2 protein-coding genes and 1 pseudogene are annotated in these 2,167 nt (G+C 45.7%); all 3 read left to right on the top strand.

All coding sequences use genetic code 11. The features are described 5' to 3' along the window. Nucleotides 1-869: pseudogene (locus K2I50_RS08740) on the top strand (DUF6383 domain-containing protein); the annotation flags it as partial. Between the two features lie 165 nt (nt 870-1,034). Further along, complete coding sequence (locus K2I50_RS08735) at nt 1,035-1,781, top strand: nitroreductase family protein (protein ID WP_301025936.1); 747 nt, start codon at nt 1,035-1,037, stop codon at nt 1,779-1,781. Between the two features lie 77 nt (nt 1,782-1,858). Then, a partial coding sequence (locus K2I50_RS08730) for a DUF5119 domain-containing protein (RefSeq protein ID WP_301025935.1) occupies nt 1,859-2,167 on the top strand: 309 nt, incomplete at its 3' end.

The following is a 2,167-nucleotide window of genomic DNA, read 5'->3' as shown; positions in this document are numbered from 1 at the left end:
AGACTGAATTGTGGTTTGTGAATTCGAGCGGAGCGAGAGATGGCGCTACTTCGTGGGCTCCGGCAAAATGGTGGGTTGACGGCAATATTGGCGAGGGATTCGCTACAGCGACAGCCGACAACTGGAAAGCAATGAATACGGAACTCTATACATTGGAGCAGATACGGGCTTCGGCGCGTATAGTTCCGGCTACACCATATTACAAGTGGACACTCGCCGGTCCGGTCGGCACCTATGTGCCGGAGCGATATATGCTTAGCGGGTATATGTCGGGCGAGGACGCTTATGATTATGTAGTAGAACATGCCGGCACTGTCAACCGTGACAAGGTAGAGCAGCGTGTGGCCGAGGAGGCCCGTACCGGTAAGGCCACATATGGAGGCTCGCTCGGACGTACACGCGGTATTATAGATAAAGAGACGGATGCCGAAGGTTTCTATGAATATTCGACCGACTATACCGTGCCTGCTGATAAAGATGGTGACGGTATGCCTGACGAGTGGGAGCAGTCGGTAGGCCTTGATATGAATACCCCTGACAACAATCGTATTAATTCCGATGGCTATACAGCTCTTGAGGTATACCTTGCGTCGTTAATGGGAGAGAATATGTCGACCGATTTCTCAACGTCGGGGATAGAGAGTGTGATAGTTAGTGCCGAGATTTCATATGACCCAGCCACCTCTATCCTTACAGTGAGCCCTGATGCTGTCGGAGCAACACTTTCTGTATATACTGTCGACGGGCGTATGATTTCAAATTATGTATTAACCTCTTCTGAATCGAGGATTACACTTCCTTCCGGTATTGTCCTGTTGCATTTGCATGGGCGAAATATTGCACCGCGTATGCTTAAAATCGCACGTTGAGATACTATAAGGAATATCCGATAATAGTCAGCAGTCCATCAGAGTGTGATGGACTGCTGATTTTTTTTGCGGCAGACAGAACATTTTGCATTTATAGACTGTTTTTAAATCAAAACCAATATAAATCGAAGATTCAACGCCAATATTACAACATCTTTGCCCGATATGAAAGACGTAAAAACCACTTTGCTTGACCGTCGAAGCATTCGTCGCTATGAGCGTGAGGAAATACCATCAGAAATGATGGAATTCATTTATGATGCAATACGTAATACGCCGACCAGCTATAATGGTCAGCAGTTTTCAGTCATAGATATTGATGATCAGCCTACCAAGGAGAAGTTGTATGAGCTTACCGGACAAAAGCAGATAAAGACCTGCCGTCATTTTCTACTTTTTTGTGCGGATTACAATAAGATATCAGTGATTGCTGAAGCCAAGGGTATTGATATGCCAGATTTCGCACATACGGCAGATGGAGTGATAGTCGGTATTGTGGATGCAACGCTCGCGATGATGAGCGCACTTACTGCTGCTGAGTCGGAAGGGCTTGGCACATGTCCTATCGGGTATGCGCGCACTGCTGCTCCGGAGGCTATCGCTCGCTTGATGAAGTTGCCCCCAAAAGTATTTGTAGTATGTGGGCTTGCAATCGGTATTCCTCGTGAAATGCCGGACCTTAAGCCTAAGCAAAGCGCAGATCTTGTCGTGCATCATAATACATATCGTCAAGACAATCTGGTGCCCGAGCTGTTGCAATATGATCAGCAGATTAGCGAATATAATGAGACTCGCACCGGTACAAAGAGCAATAATGACTGGGCTTCCCATATAATATCTTACTACCGTGAAGCGATGGACTACCATACTCTTGATGCGCTTCGTCGCCGCGGATTTGATATATGCCGTTGAGTAGGGCATTTTTGAAATCCTCTCTAAATCTTAGTATAAGTCAAATCCAAACATTCTCTTAAACAAGATCTAAACATTTGGAAAGACCTAAAACATATCATCTTCATAGTGCGATGCCGACTATTGTGGTTGTTATCGCATTTTTATTTTCAGGATGCAGCCTTATTTATGAGCATGGTGAATGTCCGCCGTCGGCTTCAGGTGATGGAAATTTTCATATTGATGTTGACTGGAAATCGGCTCCGGATGCTATGCCTGATGGTTTGGCGTATATGTTTTTTCCGATAGATGGGACGGATGTGTGGCGGTGTGATATTCCGGGCAGGGATGGCGGTGATGTCGACATCCGTAATGATGATTATAGAATAGTCTGTATGAATGATGAT

Source organism: Muribaculum sp. (assembly GCF_029051885.1).
Lineage (GTDB): Bacteria > Bacteroidota > Bacteroidia > Bacteroidales > Muribaculaceae > Muribaculum.
Note: the sequence above shows the minus strand (reverse complement) of the source record. Positions and strands in the feature narration are given on the sequence as shown.